This window comes from Pseudomonas sp. 57B-090624 (assembly GCF_003234055.1).
GTDB classification, from domain to species: domain Bacteria; phylum Pseudomonadota; class Gammaproteobacteria; order Pseudomonadales; family Pseudomonadaceae; genus Metapseudomonas; species Metapseudomonas tohonis.
In genome coordinates, this window is sequence record NZ_QKRU01000024.1 from 74,220 (window position 1) to 92,196 (window position 17,977).

9 protein-coding genes are annotated in these 17,977 nt (G+C 65.0%); 5 read left to right on the forward strand and 4 right to left on the reverse strand.

What is annotated here, in order from left to right:
* Window positions 1–26: 26 nt before the first annotated feature.
* From DMX10_RS13430 to DMX10_RS13445, 4 genes are all read left to right on the forward strand, one after another.
* Complete coding sequence (locus tag DMX10_RS13430; protein ID WP_111261526.1) at window positions 27–668, forward strand: oxidoreductase; 642 nt, start codon at window positions 27–29, stop codon at window positions 666–668.
* Window positions 669–766: 98 nt separating this feature from the next.
* Window positions 767–1,378, forward strand: a complete 612-nt coding sequence (locus DMX10_RS13435) for a class I SAM-dependent methyltransferase (RefSeq protein WP_111261527.1) — start codon at window positions 767–769, stop codon at window positions 1,376–1,378.
* A gap of 59 nt (window positions 1,379–1,437) precedes the next feature.
* Window positions 1,438–2,304, forward strand: a complete 867-nt coding sequence (locus DMX10_RS13440; protein ID WP_111261528.1) for an MBL fold metallo-hydrolase — start codon at window positions 1,438–1,440, stop codon at window positions 2,302–2,304.
* Between the two features lie 25 nt (window positions 2,305–2,329).
* Window positions 2,330–2,797: a YbaK/EbsC family protein gene (locus DMX10_RS13445; RefSeq protein ID WP_111261529.1), complete on the forward strand. Its 468-nt coding sequence runs from the start codon at window positions 2,330–2,332 to the stop codon at window positions 2,795–2,797.
* A 365-nt stretch (window positions 2,798–3,162) separates the two neighbouring features.
* Here DMX10_RS13445 and DMX10_RS13450 read toward each other — a convergent pair whose 3' ends face one another.
* The 3 genes from DMX10_RS13450 to mpl are packed head-to-tail and all read right to left on the reverse strand — an operon-like array spanning window position 3,163 to window position 5,450.
* On the reverse strand, window positions 3,163–3,462 hold the full coding sequence (locus DMX10_RS13450; protein ID WP_111261530.1) for a YceK/YidQ family lipoprotein: 300 nt from the start codon (window positions 3,460–3,462) through the stop codon (window positions 3,163–3,165).
* Window positions 3,455–4,087 (reverse strand): flavin prenyltransferase UbiX, encoded by a 633-nt coding sequence (gene ubiX / locus DMX10_RS13455; protein ID WP_043245935.1) that lies wholly within the window; start codon window positions 4,085–4,087, stop codon window positions 3,455–3,457. Before ubiX ends, DMX10_RS13450 begins: the two co-directional genes overlap by 8 nt.
* A 10-nt stretch (window positions 4,088–4,097) precedes the next feature.
* Window positions 4,098–5,450 carry a UDP-N-acetylmuramate:L-alanyl-gamma-D-glutamyl-meso-diaminopimelate ligase gene (gene mpl, locus DMX10_RS13460; protein WP_111261531.1) on the reverse strand — a complete coding sequence of 451 codons (1,353 nt, stop codon included), beginning with the start codon at window positions 5,448–5,450 and terminating at the stop codon, window positions 4,098–4,100.
* Between the two features lie 270 nt (window positions 5,451–5,720).
* Between mpl and DMX10_RS13465 the strand changes: the two genes are divergently transcribed.
* The gene (locus DMX10_RS13465; protein ID WP_371921691.1) at window positions 5,721–6,296 is read left to right on the forward strand and encodes a sigma-70 family RNA polymerase sigma factor; all 576 of its coding nucleotides are present in this window, start codon (window positions 5,721–5,723) and stop codon (window positions 6,294–6,296) included.
* A 461-nt stretch (window positions 6,297–6,757) separates the two neighbouring features.
* On the opposite strand, the gene DMX10_RS32790 is transcribed toward DMX10_RS13465, so the two are convergent.
* The gene (locus DMX10_RS32790) at window positions 6,758–17,917 is read right to left on the reverse strand and encodes a LysM peptidoglycan-binding domain-containing protein (protein ID WP_218281318.1); all 11,160 of its coding nucleotides are present in this window, start codon (window positions 17,915–17,917) and stop codon (window positions 6,758–6,760) included.
* Between the last annotated feature and the right edge of the window lie 60 nt (window positions 17,918–17,977).

The window sequence follows — 17,977 nt, forward strand, 5'->3', positions numbered from 1 at the left end:
TCAAGCTGTAACAGCGGAGAAACAGCATGCATCTGACGCCCCAGCACATCCTGCTCGCCGGCGCCACGGGCCTGACCGGTGAACACCTGCTCGACCGACTGCTCAACGAACCCACGGTGGAGCGGGTGCTCGCACCGACCCGTCGCCCCCTGGCCGACCACCCACGCCTGGACAACCCGGTGGGCGAGCTCGCCGCGCTCCTGCCGCAGCTCCAGGGGCCGGTGGACACCGCCTTCTGCTGCCTCGGCAGCACCATTCGCCAGGCCGGCTCCCAGGAAGCCTTCCGCGCCGTCGACCTCGACCTGGTGCTCGCCGTTGGCGCCCGCGCCCGCGAACTCGGCGCCCGCCACTACCTGGTGATCAGCGCCCTGGGCGCGGACGCCAACTCCTCGGTGTTCTACAACCGCACCAAGGGCGAGATGGAGGCAGCGCTCAAGGCCCAGGACTGGCCGCAGCTGACCCTGGTGCGCCCGTCCCTGCTGCTCGGCCCGCGCAGCGAATTCCGCCTCGGCGAGCGCCTGGCCGCGCCCTTCATGCGCTGGCTGCCGGGCAAGTACCGCGGCATCGGCGCCTGCACCCTGGCCCGCGCACTGTGGCGCCTGGCCCTGGAGACCGACCAGGGCACGCGCGTCGTGGAGTCGGACGAACTGCGCCGCCTGGGCCGCTGACCCGGGCGGGAATCCTCCCGCCATTGGCCGAAATCCCCGCGCCGCGCGGGGATGCCCCTGCTACCTTGGACGCCTCGCCACCACCACGGGCCGCCGCCATGGGTTTCTACGATCGCCACGTCCTGCCCCGCCTGATCGACTACGCCTGCGGCATGGGCGAAGTGATGAAGACCCGCTCGAAGATCGTGCCCCAGGCCGAAGGCCGGGTGCTGGAGATCGGCATCGGCACCGGCCTCAACCTCGGCTTCTACGACCCGGCCAAGGTGCAGGTGGTGATCGGCGTCGACCCCGCCGCACAGATGCAGGCCCTGGCCCGCCAGCGCGCCGACGCCATCGCCATTGCGGTGGAGACCATCGCCCTGGAGCTGGGCGAGATCCAGGCCGGCGATGCCAGCTTCGACAGCATCGTCTGCACCTTCACCCTCTGCACCATCCCCGACGCCGCTGCGGCGCTGAAGGAAATGCGCCGCGTGCTGAAACCCGGCGGGCGCCTGCTGTTCGCCGAACACGGCCTGGCACCGGACGCTGCGGTGGTGCGCTGGCAGCACCGCCTCACGCCGCTGTGGAAACCCTTCGCCGGCGGCTGCCACCTCAACCGCGACATCCCGCGCCTGATCGAGGCCGGCGGCTTCGCCATCCGCGAGCTGCACACCGGCTACCTGCAGGGCCCGCGCCCCATGACCTTCGTCTATCGCGGCTGGGCGGATTGACCACAGCCCCCGCAACCGGGTTAGCCTTGGGCGCTTGAAAGCCAGCCCGGACCCGCACCATGCGCACCCTCACCTCGCTCACCGGCAACAGCCAGAAACTCGACGGCGGCGCCATGTTCGGCAACGCCCCGCGCGCCCTCTGGGAACGCTGGATGCAACCGGACGCGCAAAACCGCATCGACCTCGGCTGCCGCGCGCTGCTGGTGCAGGAAGACGAGCGCAACATCCTCGTCGAGACCGGCATCGGCGCCTTCTTCGCGCCCGAGCTCAAGCGCCGCTTCGGCGTGCAGGAAGACCGCCACGTGCTGCTCGACAGCCTCGCCGAGGCCGGCCTGGCCGATGCCGACATCGACATCGTGCTGCTCACCCACCTGCACTTCGACCACGCCGGCGGCCTGCTCGCCGCCTGGGAAGAAGGCCAGCCCGCACGCCTGCTGTTCCCCAACGCACGCTTCGTCACCGGCCGTCGCCAATGGCAGCGCGCCTGCAACCCGCACCCGCGTGACCGCGCCTCCTACATCCCGGAAATGCTCGAACTGCTGGAAGCCAGCGGCCGCCTGGTGCTGATCGACGAGCAGCCCGGCGCCGAGATTCTCGGCCCCGACTGGCGCCTGCACTGGAGCGACGGCCACACCCCTGGGCAACTGCTACCGGAGATCGCCATGCCCGACGGCCCGGTGGTGTTCAGCGGCGACCTGATCCCCGGCGCGCCCTGGGTGCACCTGCCCATCACCATGGGCTACGACCGCTTCCCCGAAGGCCTGATCGAAGAGAAGGAAGCCCTGCTCGCCAGCCTGCTGGAACGCAATGGCCGGCTGCTCTTCACCCACGACCCGGACGTCGCCATGGGCCGCGTGACCCGCGACGACAAGGGCCGCTATGGCCTCCACGACAGCCTCGCCGCCGTGCACCAGCTGGCCACCTGAGCCGATAGAAAACCAAGGAGCCTTCATGAGCCTCGAATCCGTACGCGCCTTCCTCGCCGAGAAGGCCCCCGAACTCGCCATCATCGAACTGGAAACCAGCACCGCCACCGTCGCCCTGGCCGCCGAAGCCCACGGTGTCGAACCGGGGCGCATCGCCAAGACCCTGGCCTTCCGCGTCGGCGAGCAGAACCTGCTGGTGGTCGCCCGCGGCGATGCGCGTATCGACAACCGCAAGTTCAAGGAAGCCTTCGGCGCCAAGGCCAAGATGCTCGACGCCGAAACCGTGCAGGCGCTGACCAGCCACCCCGTCGGCGGCGTCTGCCCCTTCGGCCTGGCCACCCCGCTGCCGGTCTATTGCGACCTGTCGCTGCAGGCCTTCGATGAAGTGGTCCCCGCCGCCGGCGCCATCCACAGCGCCGTGCGCATCGCCCCGCAGCACATGGCCGAACTGGTCGCCGCGCAATGGGTGGACGTCTGCCAGGAACCAGCCTGAAACCGAGCGCCCTGTCACGCCCACCGCGTGGGTTTCGCTTCGCTCTACGCCACCCTACGGAAGCCAATCCGCCCTGAGCGTGATGCGCACATCGATGAAGGTTCTGGCGCAGACGTGGGAGCAGCGGCCAAACGCCCCTTTCAGGAGGCCAAGCGCAATTGACGCAGATAGAGCCCATTTATTCTCGGTCCGAAGGGTCGACCTGCGGACCTGTGTGTTGCGGACGCTGCGCATCCTTGGGCGAATGAATTCGCCTCTACAGAAAGCGCTCACAGCCGCCTGGAAACCCACCGTTCACACGGAGCTCCTCCGTAGGATGGGTAGAGGCACGAAACCCATCACCGCGCAGCCCCTAAGGCGCTACCTCAATTGCCGCCGGTCACGCCCAACCCGACACCCAGCTCCGCCGCCACCGCGAAGGGCAGCAACAGCGTCTCCAGCAGCGCGCTGAACGGCAGGTCGAACGCCGCCCAACCCGGTGCCTCGGCGCCGAAGCGGTCCATGGGGCAGCAGCCACCATTGAGGGAGTACCAGTCCAGCCGGGTGCCGGAGTAGATGATGGGCGCGCCGGGCTTGGCCGCGTCCAGGGTGCGCACGGCCGCGCAGCCCTGGAGCGCCAGCAGCAACGCGATGAGGCCAAGGCGCAGGGGCCGGCGCTCAGTCATCGCTGCTCTGCAGGTGATGCTCGCCCCAGCGCGGCAGCATGTCCTGGGGGATTTCCAGCAGGTTGAGGATGCGCGCCACCACGAAGTCCACCAGGTCATCGATGGTCTGCGGCTGGTGATAGAAGCCCGGGGATGCCGGCAGGATGATCGCGCCGAGGTTGGAGAGCTTGAGCATGTTCTCCAGGTGGATGCTGGAATACGGCGCCTCGCGCGGCACCAGGATCAGCTTGCGCCGCTCCTTCAACGCCACGTCCGCCGCGCGCTCGATCAGGTTGTTGCAGGCACCGGTGGCGATGGCCGAGAGGGTGCCGGTGGAGCAAGGCACCACCACCATCGCCCCCGGCGCGCCGGACCCGGAAGCCGCCGGGGCCATCCAGTCCTCCTTGCCGTAGACGCGGATCTGCCCCGGCGCCGCGCCGGTGTACTCGCTGAGGAAAGCCTGCATCGACTGCGGCTTGGGCGGCAGGGTGACCTCGGTCTCGGTGGCCATCACCAGCTGCGCGGCCTTGGAGATGAGGAAGTGCACCTCGCGGTCTTCCTGCACCAGGCAGTCCAGCAGGCGCAGGCCGTACTGGGCGCCGGAAGCGCCGGTCATCGCCAGGGTGACGCGTTCGGGTCCGCTCATGTCGTCGTCCTCAGCCTTCCAGCGCCTTGGCCAGCTTGCCGTGCAGGCCGCCGAAACCGCCGTTGCTCATGATCACCACCTCGGTGCCCGGGCGCGCCTGGCCCTTGACCCGCTCGATGATCGCCTCCAGCGAATCGCAGACCACCGCCGGCACCGGGCAGGCGGCGGCCGTGGCGGCCAGGTCCCAGCCCAGGTTCGGCGGCGCGTACCAGATCACCTGGTCGGCCTGCGCCACGCTCTCCGGCAGGCCGTCGCGGTGGGCGCCCAGCTTCATGGAGTTGGAGCGCGGCTCGATGATGGCGATCACCGGCGCCTCGCCCACGCGCTTGCGCAGGCCGTCGAGGGTGGTGGCGATGGCGGTGGGGTGGTGGGCGAAGTCGTCGTAGAGGGTCACGCCGTTGACCTCGGCGACCTTCTCCATGCGCCGCTTCACGTTGCGGAAGGCGCTCAGGGCAGCGATGCCCAGCTCCGGCACCACGCCCACATGGCGCGCGGCGGCGAGGGTCGCCAGGGCGTTGGCCACGTTGTGCTGGCCGGTCAGGCTCCACTCCACGGTGCCCTGCACCTTGCCGTCGAACTGCACCTCGAAGCGCGAACCGTCCTCGCTGAGCAGGCGCACCTGCCACTGGCCGCCTTCACCGGTGGTCTCGACCTTCGTCCAGCAGCCCATCTCCAGCACGCGCACCAGGGCCGGCTCGGTGGTGGGGTGGATGATCAGCCCCTCGCCGGGGATGGTGCGTACCAGGTGGTGGAACTGCCGCTCGATGGCCGCGAGGTCGGGGAAGATGTCCGCGTGGTCGAATTCCAGGTTATTGAGGATCGCCGTGCGCGGGCGGTAGTGGACGAACTTCGAGCGCTTGTCGAAGAAGGCGCTGTCGTACTCGTCCGCCTCCACCACGAAGAACGGCGTGCCGCCGAGGCGCGCCGAGATGCCGAAATTCTGCGGCACCCCGCCGATGAGAAAGCCCGGGCTCATACCCGCATGCTCCAGCACCCAGGCCAGCATGCTGCTGGTGGTGGTCTTGCCGTGGGTACCGGCCACCGCCATCACCCAGCGGCCCTGCAGCACGTGGTCCGCCAGCCACTGCGGGCCGCAGACATAGGGCAGCCCCTTGTTCAGCACATGCTCCACCGCCGGGTTGCCCCGCGACAGCGCATTGCCCACCACCACCAGGTCCGGCGCCGGGTCCAGGTGCGCGGGGTCGTAGCCCTGCATCAGCTCGATGCCCTGGGCCTCCAGCTGGGTGCTCATGGGCGGGTAGACGTTGGCGTCGGAGCCGGTGACGCGATGGCCGAGCTCCTTGGCCAGCACCGCGAGCGACCCCATGAAGGTGCCGCAGATGCCGAGGATATGGATATGCATGGATGACCTCTGGAAACGGGCTGGGGGAGCCCGAAAAAAACTTGTCGCAGGTTAGCACAGCGGCCCCGCCCGGAGCCCGGCCCTGCGGCATATGTAGAGGGCCGGACGGCGCTCGAATTCCGCAGGCGTTACGGGTTATCCAGCTGCAAGTAACCGCTCAGCAACAATAGAGCCAAGCAGGGTGTTCCTCACTGGGCCGGACCTGGGACGCCGTAAGCGGCCTGGAATAGCTTCGAGTTACGCATACAGCTGTTCTTCTACAGCCAGTGGGTGCGCCTGCTCACCGCGCACCTGTTCACCCGCTACCCGCATCCCCTCGCCGAGTGGCATGACTACCTGAACCTAGCCTCCCTCGGCCTGCTCCAGGCCATCGACAGGTTCGACCCCAGGCTCGGCAGCAACTTCAAGGCCTATGCCGAGCCCTATATCAAGGGCAGCGTGCTCAAGGGGCTGGCCTGCTACGTGAAGGACCGGCGCACACCCGCCACCGAGCGGCTGGCGAGCATCACCGGGGCAGGCGAAGCGGAGGGGCTATCCGATCTGGAACATGTCGCCAACGTGGCCATCGACTTGGCCTTCGGCTACTTCCTGGAACTCGGAGTGCTCGACCAGGAGCCCGTCGACAACAACCCACTCAGCCTCTACGAGGCCGAGCGCGAGGGGCAGGACATGGCGCTACTGATCAGCCAGCTCTCCCCGGGCGAGCGACAGGTGATCGAGGGGCATTACTTCCAGCAACTGAGCTTTACGGAGATCAGTGAGCTGATGGGGGTGTCGAGGTCCCGGGTTTCTCAGTTGCATGCTGGGGCGTTGAAGAGAATAAGAAAATTGATTTCTTATAGTTAGAGAGAGTTAGCACTCGAATTGACTCTAACTATGCTCGGCCACCTTTCTTTTCAAGGGAACGCTGCTGGTCGCGCGGAATACGAATTTCTAAAAACCGTCCCATTGATGATGTAGTGGGTGAAATTCTCGACATCTGCGAACTTAATATTCTATAAAGGCCCCCTACAGCAAGGAGAACAACACCTTCGCGCGCTTAATTTTTGCCTGACACTAGCGTGAAATATATCTTATTTCTTTGAAGTTTTCCGGGGCAATTATTGACTCTACTTCGACGGGAATGATTTCTGGATTTCGGGATGATAAGAGCCTTTTCACAATTGCCTCTCCAATCTTTTCCTTGCTTTCGTTAAGCAGGGTTATATGTATTCCCGCTCTAGTAATTGTGGGGGGCGGAGTATGCAGCATTAGTGTCCAAGAATTAAACACAAAGAGAACTTCTTTCACTGTAGCAATATCTTGCATTATTGACCTGCCCTTCCGGCTCTTTGAGCCCAGTAAGCTAATTCGGTTTGCAATACTGATTTTTCTTGAGCATCCCAGCCGAACATACGGCTATGCCTGCTCATATAATCTCGAACATGCCATTCACGGAATGCACTAACAGCACCATCAACATCTACACCAGGCTCGCCCCATATTTTAGATTGTGTTCCATGTAAAAATTCCTCTATGAGAGTGAGTTTTTGTGGATTTTCTGAACGCACTAGAATTGCCAAGTTTCCGGGACCACCTGCGGAGGCATCTGCTCCAGTCATTTCCAAGAATTTGTGGTCGTCCGTACCCGGTTTGGCTACGAAAACCTGCCTACGTTCAGAAACAGCAGCCATGAGTTCATTAGAGGCTGCTTGTGTTTGCCGGAAGTCTACACTGAACAGAGCATTTGCATAAGCTTGGTTTGGAGGAAGCACTACATTGCCAGAAGGCTTAGCGATAATATGAACTGCATAGTCTGCATCTCCAAGCTGTGCGGTGGTGTGCAATGGCCCGGGGGTTAATGAATTTTCGGTTATTCTTCCTGCCACCAGGATGTCTTCGCTAGGTTGCAACGCTTTCAAATCAGCTAGGTCACTAATCGAACTTGCCTTGCTGGCACCTCCAACCCCCAGTGTTGCTATAACACTACCAGTCGCTAGTAGTTTGTCCTCTGTGGATAGTGAACTCCACGCAGTTCGAATGCCTTTAGCCGTAGTTATTGGATTAGTGGTGGCAAGCGTATACATCCCCTCTACGAACTGACTGCGATGTTCAGCGCTAGTGAAGAGCCGGGCGGTATCGACCACCCCCTCCACTACAGCACCTGTCAGGCTGTTGACCGCGTAGACGGCTGAGGCGATGCCTGCTTCGAGTGACGAGTTGGAATTATATATATTTTCTCTTGATAGCCCGCGTAGATCTTTGAAGCTCCTGGAGAATTCCAAGAGGAATTGATCAAAAACATTTTCATACGCATCAACTTCAATCGCAGGCAATGTCATTACTGCATCTTCATTGCTGGCCAATAAGTAAGCAGGGTCTACACGCAAGGCCAAGCTGGTCTGCCCCATTGCAGAGCGAATGGATGAAGCCAAGGAGTTGCCAAAGGCATCCACAGCAACTTGGCTATAGTCCGGGCGTGCACCTCCAAGCCACTTATCATTTATAGCCGCGGACCCAAGTGCACTTATCTGCCCAGTCAATACATCACGGGAGAGTTGAGGAATTTTACTGAAGTACTCGCTGCTCCCCAACTGACCGCCTACAACGGAGCCCAGTGCTGAAGCAGCCATTCCTTTCCAACTGAACGATGTTTCAAGTCCTACAATTCGGCTGAAGACTTGTGAGCTGGCGTAACCATAGACGCCATACGAGGCGTACCCCAGTGTTTTGTTGGCAGTCACGACCTTTGCAACACTTTCCGCGCTGGTGCCAAATGCACCTTGTGCCGCGACTCCAAGCCCTGCAGTTGCGCCTCCGGTTAGGGCCCCCACTGCCACTTGCTTCCAGGAGAAGTTATCAACGACCCCCATGGCCTTCCCGGTGAGTTGCCCAATGGCCGAACCCACCGCTCCACCAATGAAGCCGCCAGCTACGGTGGCTCCCGTGCCTGCAACCACCCCTAAGCCGGTGATGACGTTCATGGCCCCGGTGCCTGCAGCAGCGAGTACTCCGCCCAGTGTTGTAGCTGCGCCTGTCTGTACGGCGGCAATAGCCGCTGCAGCTGCTCCGGCTGTTACCACTGCAGCAACGACCGTCACCACCACCATCACAACACTGGCCAGGCCTCCGCACTTCTTCTTCTTCGGCTTGGGCGGCGGCGGAGGAAGGGGTTGGGGCTCCAGGGTGACGTTGCCGATGATCTCTTCGGCGTTATAGGGCTTGAAGGTGTTGGCCGTATTGCGGGTGCTGCTGACGACGTTGGGGATCTGCAGGCTGCTGCCCGGGATCAGTTCGTCGCTGCCGGTCAGGCCGTTGGCATCCGCGATCAGGTACCACATGCTCGCGTCGCCCCAGATGGCGCTGGCGATCCTCGCCAGGGTATCCCCCTGGTTGACGACGTAGCTGGTGGGCGTGGGGGAGGGGTAGTTCTCCGAGATCGGCGTGAAGGTATCGCTCAGGCTCGCGCCGCTGGCGTTGCCGACGCTGGCCAGTTCGGAGCCCTGGTAGTAGGCATAGTTCTGCGCGGTGCCGTTGCTCTCCTGGCGGGCGATCAACTTGCCATCCCGGTCAGAGGCGAAGCTGCGCAGGATGGCCGAGCCGTTTGCCACCACTTCCTGCAACTCGCCGCGTACGCCGTAGACGTAGGTGGAGGTGGTAGGCGTGCCGGGTTTCGTCCAGCTGGTGGTGATGGACCCCTGCTTGTAGGTATCGAAACCGACGTAGGCATTGGTATTGGCACCCCGGTAGTTGATGGTCTGGCCGTCGGAGTTGTAGACGACGTAGCGGTAGCCCAGGGAGTTGCCGACGGCGTCGTACATGCCCGCTTCATTGAAGTAGTTGGCCTGGGACAGCTTGACGACACCGTTGGTGGCCTTGCGGCTTTCCTGGAAGACTTTCTGGTTGTCGCCCCGGTAGCCATAGACCTCCGTCGCATCGATCTGGCCGTTGAGGTAGCTGTGCTGCTGGACCTTGCGCCCTTTGTCGTCATAGATATTCGAGAGAGAGAGCGTTGCCGTGCCAATGGACTGCGGTGCCTGCAGGCTGGTGGCGCCTTGTGCCCGCACGACCTGGCTGATGCTGGATGTCAGCACCTGGGAGAGGTCGTTATAGCTGTACTCGCTGCGCTCATAGACCTCGGTCGAGTTGCTGGTTTCCTTCCAGCGCTCGGAGCTTGTCCGGCGGCCGGCGGCGTCGTAGGCGAGGCTGTAGCCCTTCGCGGTGTTGTTGAGCTTGCCGACTGCAATGGTGCCATTGCTTTGCATGCCCTCGGCAATCAGCACCTGATCATTCAGGTCGTACTTGTACCAGCTCTCGATCTTTTCATTGACGCCTGACTGACTGGTCGAGTCCAGGTAGGTCTTACGCCGGTTGCCGAACTCGTCGAAGTTGTACTCTAGGGAATTAATAGTTGCGGTAGAAATTGATCGAATTTGGTAGCTGGCCTCCCATTTGACTTCGTAGCTATTATTTTTCCCGTTGGTAAGAGTTGTCGAGACCACGGCAAGTTTTGCTTTTCCTACTTTATTATTCCCACTGGGCGCCTTGACCTGCTTCAGCCTTCCCAGCTCGTCAAAAAAATAATGCGTAGCGGAAGAAGATGAATAACCACCTGCAGCTCTCCAGGTAGGGTTTTGCCACGAATATGATTCGGCGTTTAGTTCATGAGTTTTATTTGATCCCAAATCATAAGCATAACTTGAAGACTTGCTGAGCGATAAATTATAGGTGGTTATCCTGTCTCTATATTGAGAAGGCAGCCCTGCAACTTGCAACTGCCTGCTTGAACTAGACGAATCGGATATGCTTTTCAGTAATCCGTTGGAGTAATAAGCGTATGACCTTGTTCCACCAGAGTCCTCCAATATTTCATAGTTTTTCCTGTTTGAAGTTGTGCCTGGAGCGTTAATCGCACCAAGTATCTCCGGCGTATAGTCAGTCGCCAGTTGCCCAAACGCGTTATAGGTATAAGTCGACGTCCTCCCGCCCAGGTCCTTGTAGCTGGTCAGCCTTCCAAAATCCGCCTCGTTATACGTCCAGGTCAGCGTGTTGTTGAGCCCGTCGATTTCCTTCGTCTTGCGGTTGGCCTCGCTGTACTCGTAGCGCTTCTCGATCTTCGATTCGTTGCGGGTGTGCACGATGTTGCCGCGCTCATCGAAGAGGGTGTAGCGCACGGTGCCGGCCACGCCCGTGGTGGTGGAGCTCCAGTCGGCGTTGGCGATGCTGGTGAGGGTTTCCTCGATGGCGGTGGCGCCGGTGATTTCGCCTACCAGGCGGCCGGCCTGGTCGTACTGGTTGGTCTGCAGGATGACCTGGGCGCCATTGCGGATGATGCCGTGGGTGAGCTGGCGGTCCATGGCGTCGTAGCTTTCCACCAGCACGGTGCCGAGGGCGTCCTGGGTGGCGACGCGGTTGCCGTGGGCGTCGACACGGTAGGTGCGCGAGTAGCCGAGGGCGTCGATGTCGCGGACGAGTTCACCGGCCTGGTTGTAGACGTGCTGGCGGATGCGCAGTTCGGTGCTGGTGGGCATGCCGGTGTAGGGCCCCACCAGGTCGACTTCCTGGATCAGTTGGCCGAGGGCGTCGTAGCGCTTCTCGTGGATGAGGCTGGCGCGGTAGCTGGTGCCGTTCTCGCGCAGGATGTCGGTGACGGGGAGGGTTTCGCTGAGCTGTTTGTTGTTGTGGTCGTAGCTGTAGGTGGTGACGTAGCCGCGGGCGTCGGTGCGGCTGAGCAGGTTGTTCCAGCGGTCGTAGGCCTGGCGGATGATGGGGGTGGCCAGGGTGAGGTTGACGTTGTTGAGGGTGTCGGCGTTGAGGTTGGCCTCGAAGGCCGGCAGGTGCTGTTCGAGAGCGCGGCCGAGCAGGTCGTAGCGGGTGTAGGTGATGCGGTCGTCGGTGCTGACGGCGGCGTCGCCGATCTGGTTGCTGCGGCTGGCGCGACCGCCGAGGTCGTAGTCGACGCGGGTGATGCCCTGGGCGTTCTGCTGCTCGATGGCGCGGCCGACCTGGTCGTAGGCGTAGCGGGTCTGCAGGTTGCCGTTGAGCAACTGCTCGGTGACTTCGCCGAAGCGGTTGTAGAGGGCGCTGTTGGTGGTGCTCTTCTGGGTGTTGTCGGCGGCGGTGTACCAGTCGGTGGTGGAGAGCTGCTGGCCGAGGGCGTCGTAGCTGTAGCTGCGCCGAATGGTCTGGGTACGGGTCAGGGCGGCGCCGTTGACGGTCCAGGCACTGAGGGTGACGCTGGTCTGGCGGCTTTCCTCGAGGCGGCGGCCGGCGACGTCGACCTTGTAGCTCTGCGCGGAGCCGGCGGCGTCGATGCTTTGCACTTCGTAGCCGGCGGCGTCGAAGCGGGTGCGGGTGGTCTGGCTGAGGCCGGCCTGCTGGGCGCCGGCACTGCGGGTCTCGCTGATCACCTGGCCAAAGGCGTTGACCTGGTAGGTGGTGGTAGGCGAGGCGATGACGGCGCCGCTGGCGAAGGGGTCGACGGCGCCGGCACGGGCGGTGGCGCGGGCCGGTTCGGTGACTTTGCTGACCTGGCCGAGGGCGTTGTAGTCGGTGGTGGCGACGTTGCCGGCGGCGTCGGTGACGGTGCGGGTGTTGCCGAGGCCGTCGTAGCTGATCTGGCTGACCAGCAGGTCGCCGGTGACCAGGCTGGCACTCACGGCATTGGTCTGGGCGTTGATGTTCTGCTGCCAGTAGCGCACGTTTTCCTGGGTGACCTGGGTCACCCGGCCCATGCCGTCGTAGGTGTAGCGGGTGCTGCGGTCATTGGCGCTGGCGGCGGGGGCGGCCGGCACGGCGGCTTCGTTCCAGCTGGCCAGGGCGGTGGCGTATTCGACCTGGCGGCTGAGCTGGCCGAGGGCGTTGTACGTCATGCGGGTGTAGTGGCCGAGGGCGTCGACGCTGCCGATGCGCTGGCCGGCCACGTCGTAGTAGTGCACGGTGCTGGCGCCGGTGAGCACGGTGGTGCCATTGGCGTCGCGGGCGATCTGGGTTTCGCGCACCAGGTTGCCGAAGGTGTCGTAGCTGTAGAGGGTGGTGGGCGAGGCCTTGACGCTGGTGGCGCCGGCGACGCTGCCGTTGAAGACGTAGAGGCTGACGGCGTCCTGCTGCACCGCGACCTTGCGCCCGAGGGCGTCGTAGCGGGTGGTCAGGGTGCGGTCCTGGGCGGCGTTGGCCACCAGGCTGGTGGCGGTGATGTCGCCGGCCAGGTAGTAGCCGGCCGCCGGCACGGCGGCGGTCAGGCCGTTGGCGTAGCGGCGGGTGCTGGTGCGGTTGCCGAGGGCGTCGTAGGCGTAGGCGGTGACGCCCTTGAGGGCGTCGATGTCATGAGTCAGGCGACCGAGGCCGTCGTAGACCTTGTAGCTGTCGACGTAGTCGCTGGCGGCATTGCCGCTGTTGCCCACGCGCACGCGGTTGCGCACGGCATTGCCGAGGGCGTCGTAGGTGACTTCGGTGGTGACCTGGAAGGTGTTGGCGCTGCCGTCGCTGGCGGCCTGGTAGGCGCCGGTGGCCTTGTTGTACCAGCCGGGGGAGGTGATGCGCACCTGGTGGCCGACGGCGTCGTAGCCGTAGGCGGTGGTGCGGGCCTGGCTCAGGTCGTCCTGCGCCGGGTCGGCCTGCAGGCTGCTGCGCAGGCGGCCGACGGTGCGGCTGCTGACGTTGCCCAGGGCGTCGTAGGCGAGGCGGGTGACCAGCAGGCGGCTCTGGCTGCTGACGGTGCCGCTGGCGTCGATCGTGGCGACGTTCACCGCCGGGGTGATTTCCTCGGTGAGGCGGTTGAGGGCGTCGTAGGTGTAGGTCCAGACGTCGCCGTTCTTGTTGGTCAGGGTGGTGCGGTTGCCCACGGCGTCGTAGCCATAGGATTCGGTGCGCCCGGCGGCGTCGGTGACGCTGAGCAGTTGCCCGGCAGCGTCGTACACGGAGTGGGTGGTGCGGGCCTGGGCCCCGGCGCTGGCCAGGGCGGCGGCGACCGCCGCCTCGGTGTAGGGCGGCTTGACCGGAATGGGTTTGTCGTAGCGCAGGCTGTCGGTGACCCGCCCGGCGTTGTCGTAGCGGGTCTCGGTGACCTGGCCGAGGGCATCGATGCTGTAGCGCTGGCGCCCGGCGGCATCGTAGACGAAGTCTGTAAAGGTGTCGGCGGCGGCGTTGGCCACGACGGTCACGCTGCTCACTTCATCGCCATGACCGGCCAGCACGCTGGCGGCCAGCGGCGTGGCAAAACGGCGGATGCGGGTGATCTGCCCGGCGGCGTCGTAGACGGTGCGGGTCACCCCGCCCAAGGCGTCGATCGTGTGCCACAGGCGGCCGGCATTGTCGTAGATGTACCAGGTGCTGTTGCCCCCCGCGTCGATCTTGCGGGTCACCTGGTCGTTGCCGTTGTAACGGTACTGGGTGGTGAGGTTCAGGCCGTTGGGGTCCTGGCGCTCGGCGGTGCGCCGGCCCAGCTTGTCGTAGACGTAGAGCACCACCTGCTGGTTCGGGCTGGCCACGGTGCCCCGGGCCACCTGCACCTGCCGGCCCACGCCGTCGTAGCTGTAGGTGGTGGTCAGCTTCAGGCCGTTGGGGTCCTGGGTCACCACCAGGGTCTGGCCCTTGCGGTCGTAGGCGTAGTCGGTGATGCGCTGCTCGGCCAGGCCTTCGGCCTGGGTCACCCGCACCTGGCGGCCCTGGCCGTCGAAGGCGTAGCGGGTCACCACGCTGTTGGCGTCGGTGCGGGTCACCACCCGGCCGGCGGCGTCGTAGCCGTAGCGGGTCACCCGGCCCAGGGCATCGGTCACCGTCAGCAGCCGCCCGGCGGCGTCGTAGGTGCGCTTGGTGCTGCGCTCCAGGGCGTCGGTGACGCTGAGCTCCCGGCCATCGCGGTCGTAGATGTAGCGGGTGGTCTTGCCCAGGCCATCGGTGACGCTCAGGGCCTGGCCGTGGCGGTCCTTCACCGTGCTGATGCTCACCCCGTCCGGGGTGGTCACCGTCAGGGTGCGGGTGTTGTCGTCATAGGCGTAGGTCGTGCTCCGGCCGAGCCCGTCGATCTCCTGGATCACCCGCCCGAAGGCGTCGTAGTCGACGGTGCGCGCCAGGTTCAGCGGGTCGCGGCTGACGATCCGCCGGCCCTTGCTGTCGTAGCTGAGGGTGCTCACCAGGCCACGCCCGTCGGTGCGGCTGATCACCCGGCCGAAGGCGTCGTAGGTCGTGGCGGTGCTGCGCGCCAGGCCGCCGACGTCCTCGATGCGGCCGATCAGCTCGCCGCGCCGGTTGTAGCTCAGGCTCTCGCTGACCGTGACGCCGCTGGCCAGGGTGCGGGTGATCGAGGTCTGCTCGCCATAGGCGTTGTAGCCATAGCCGGTCAGGTAGCCCAGGGCATCGGTGCTGCTGGTCAGGCGGCCCTGCTTGTCATAGCCATAGGTGCGGCGGTTGTCGACCGCGGCATTGCGGATCGCCTGCACCAGGGCCTTCACCGGCGTGCCCAGCAGGCCGCCGCTCAGGCCGCTCACATCGCCGCTCGCCAGCCGTGCACTGAAGTCAGTGCGCTCACTGACTTCGCCGAAGGCGTTGTACTGCGTCTCGCTGACCTCGCCCAGGGCGTTGATCACCTGGCTCAGCCGACCCGCTGCGTCGTAGTAGGACAGCGTGCGGTTGCCCGCCTGGTCGGTGACGCTGGCCACCCGGCCCGCCGCGTCGTACCGGTAGGCCAGCCCGTACTGGGCGTAGATGGCCGTCACCTCGGCCTCGGTCATGCCGTCCTTGATCCGGGTCGAGGCCACGCCCAGCAGCTTGCCGATCACCTCGCCGAAAGCGTTGTAACGGCTGCTCAGGGTGCGCTCATCGCTCGTATCGCGCGCCTGCACCTCGCGCACCAGACGCCCGGCCACGTCGTACTCGAAGGTGGTGCGGGTGCCGTCGGTCGCGGTGCGCTGGCTCACCCGGCCCAGGTCGTCGTAGGCCACGGTGGCGGTCTGTTGCACGCCGCTGGCCGCCGCCACGGCACGCACCGTGGCAAAGCTCGTCGACGCCGTCACCGCCGCACCGTGGTAGATGGTGCCGTAGCGGATCGTGCGCTGCAGGTTGGCGGCCTCGTCGTACACCACTTCGGTGACAAACTGCTGCTCGTCGATGCTGCCGACCTGGCGGCCCGCCGCATCGTAGAAGTACCAGCTCTCCAGGTTCTCGCCCGTGTCCGGGCGCAGCTGTGCCAGGGCGCCATTGGCGCGCAGCGCCTCGGCCGTCACCTGGCCGTAGCGGACCTTCTGGATCAAACGCCCACCGGCGTCATACACCGACTCGCTCAGGTAGCCTTCGGCATCCAGCCTGCCGACCTGCCGACCTTCGCTGTCATAGAAGTAACGGGTCACCCGCTCACCCGTCTGCTCCTGGATCAACTGGCTACGGCCATCGTAGCTGTAGGTGGTGACCGTGCCTTTCGCATCGGTGCTGCTGCTCAGGCGGCCGCTGGCGTCGTAGACGAAGCTGCTCGTGCGGTCCGCCGCCCCACTCACCGGGCGGATCTCGCCCACCAGGGTCTTGATCACCGCCGTACCGTTGAACCAGCTGCTGGTGTCCACCAGGGTGGCGTAGCGCGTCTCCTGGGTGCGCTGGCCTGCCGCGTCATACACGTACTCGACCACCGCGCCCGTGCCATCGACCCGCGCGCTGACCCGCCCGGCCTCGTCGTAGAAGGTGTAGCTGCGCCCCCCCGTGGGGTCCTGCACCATCACCTGGCGACCCGCCGCGTCATACGCGTACAGGGTCGTGCGCGTCGCCTCGCCCGCCGCCGTCTGCGTCAGGCCGAGCAGGCGGCCCGCCGTGTCATAGCTCTGGGTCACCGTCAGCCCGGCGCCATTGGTCACCGCCACCCGCCGGTTGGCCCCGTCGTACACCATCGTGCGCGTACCACTGGCATCCACCTGGCTGACCGCCCGGCCCAAGCCGTCGTACACCACCGAGCTCAGGCTGGTCTTGCTGGTCCGGTCCGCGCCCCGCGTGGCCAGACTCTGCAGCAACTGGCCATGCTCGCTGTAGATGTACTCGAGGATCACGGTCGAGGCATCGGTCACCCCCACCCCCGCCGCATCCACCGTGCCGTAGCTCGTGCGCTTGCTCAGGTTGCCCCGGTAGTCGTAGGTCAGCTCGGTCAGCGTCGAACGGGTCTTGTCGCGTGCCGCGATCCAGCTGTCGAACGCCGCACTTGGAATCGCCTGCTCCGGCGTCAGCCCGCTCAGGTCATAGGCCGCATCGGTGTAGCTGATCTCCTGCACGAGCAGCCCCGCCGCGTTGTACAGGTAGCCGGTGACGCTGCCGCTGGCACCCACCACGTAGCGCGGGCGGCCATTGGCATCGAGGATGTAGCGCGTCACCTGCGCCGCCGAAGCCGGCGGCTCGGTCCAGGTCCCGGTCGCGCCGCTCCAGGTCGCCGGCACGCTGTAGCGCGTCTCGCTGATGAGCTGGTTGTTGCCGTCGTACTGCCGCGTCACCGTGTTGCCGAGGGTGTCGCGCTCGTGGACGCGGTTGCCGTTGGCGTCGTACCGGTAGCTCACCGAGTTGCCCAGGCCATCGGTCACCCGGGTCAGGTTGCCCTCGGCGTCGTACAGGTACGACGTCGACAGGCGCTGGCCATTCACCGCCGGCGTCTGCACCTGCACCATCTGCCCCTGGGCGTCGTAGTAATAGCTCCACAGCTGGCCCAGGCCATTGCTCACATCGGTACGACGGTTCGCCGTGTCGTAGCTGAAGGTCATCGTGCCCGAGGCATCGGTCACCGTGCGCACCCGGTACTGCCCCTCCACCAGCACGTAGGTGAAGCTCGCTGTCGTCCCGTCGCTCTGGCTCACGCTGGCAATGCGGAAACTGTCCCCGTCGTAGCCATAGGTGGTGGTGTAGACCTTGCCATCGGCAATGCTGTTGTCGCTCGGCGTCAGGTCGGTGCTCACGCTCACCAGCCGGCCCAGCCCGTCATAGCCGTAATACACCTGCTGGGTCAGCGCACCACCAGCCGCGGTGCGCGTGTCCAGGCGCTGCAGCTTGCCGGCGGCGTTGTAGCTCAGCACCAGCTCCTGGCCCGAACGCTCGTCCCGCACGCTGCTCAGCCGGCCACTGGCGTCATAGCCATAACGGGTCACCACCCCGGAACGATCGGTCAGCGACACCAGCCGCCCCGACGCCCCCTCGTAGCGCTCCACCGCCCGGCTCGAACCGTCCGTCCACACCCACTCGCTGGCCGCGGCATCCCACACCACCGCATCGTGCGCACCATCCCCCTCGCTCGACTGGTAGCGGCTGCCGTTCCAGGCATACACCGTCTCGTGCCCATCGCCCGTGGTACGCGTCAGCGTGCTGCCCGCGCCATTGAGCGCGCCGCTCAACACCAGGCGCCGCTCGCCCTCCCAGCGCCAGCCATCGGCATCGCCATCGTTGAGGCCGCCCTGGGCGTTGTAGGTGCGGGTGTGGAACAGGTCCAGCCCCATCGCCGACAGCTGCTCATCGGTAAAACGCAGCACCAGGTTGCCGTTGCTGGCATTGACCAGCGCCTGCCCACCCGCCTGGCCCAGGCCCCCGCC

Excerpts from the sequence above, each read along its gene's own strand:
- DMX10_RS13430 (WP_111261526.1), top strand. The coding sequence starts at position 27 with ATGCATCTGACGCCCCAGCACATCCTGCTCGCCGGCGCCACGGGCCTG.
- DMX10_RS13435 (WP_111261527.1), top strand. The coding sequence starts at position 767 with ATGGGTTTCTACGATCGCCACGTCCTGCCCCGCCTGATCGACTACGCC.
- DMX10_RS13440 (WP_111261528.1), top strand. The coding sequence starts at position 1,438 with ATGCGCACCCTCACCTCGCTCACCGGCAACAGCCAGAAACTCGACGGC.
- DMX10_RS13445 (WP_111261529.1), top strand. The coding sequence starts at position 2,330 with ATGAGCCTCGAATCCGTACGCGCCTTCCTCGCCGAGAAGGCCCCCGAA.
- DMX10_RS13450 (WP_111261530.1), bottom strand. The coding sequence starts at position 3,462 with ATGACTGAGCGCCGGCCCCTGCGCCTTGGCCTCATCGCGTTGCTGCTG.
- ubiX (WP_043245935.1), bottom strand. The coding sequence starts at position 4,087 with ATGAGCGGACCCGAACGCGTCACCCTGGCGATGACCGGCGCTTCCGGC.
- mpl (WP_111261531.1), bottom strand. The coding sequence starts at position 5,450 with ATGCATATCCATATCCTCGGCATCTGCGGCACCTTCATGGGGTCGCTC.